General features: G+C 69.8%; 1 protein-coding gene. It reads right to left on the bottom strand.

Annotated elements, in window-relative coordinates; translation table 11 throughout:
• Positions 1-149 precede the first annotated feature (149 nt).
• The coding region (locus QWY28_RS23465; RefSeq protein WP_300955325.1) for an FHA domain-containing protein at positions 150-291 on the bottom strand (142 nt) is incomplete at its 5' end.

Genomic DNA, 291 nt, shown 5'->3' with positions numbered 1-291 from the left:
ATCAGCCCCTTGTCCTCCAGGAACCGGATCTTGGGGATGGTGACCTGCGGGAAGTCGGGGCGCAGCAGGTCGAGGACCTGCCCGATGTTCATCCGGGCGCGCGCGCCTCCCGAGGCCGCGTCGACCGGGACCGGTCCGGGGACCACGACTCAGCCGCCCTCGTGCCCCGAGAAGAACACCAGCCGGTACTTGCCGATCTGCACCTCGTCGCCGTCGCTGAGCCGGACCCGGTCGATCCGGTCGCGGTTGACGTAGGTGCCGTTGAGGCTGCCCGCGTCGCTCACCTCGAAG

Source organism: Nocardioides oceani (assembly GCF_030412965.1).
Taxonomy (GTDB): domain Bacteria; phylum Actinomycetota; class Actinomycetes; order Propionibacteriales; family Nocardioidaceae; genus Nocardioides; species Nocardioides oceani.
Note: the sequence above shows the minus strand (reverse complement) of the source record. Positions and strands in the feature narration are given on the sequence as shown.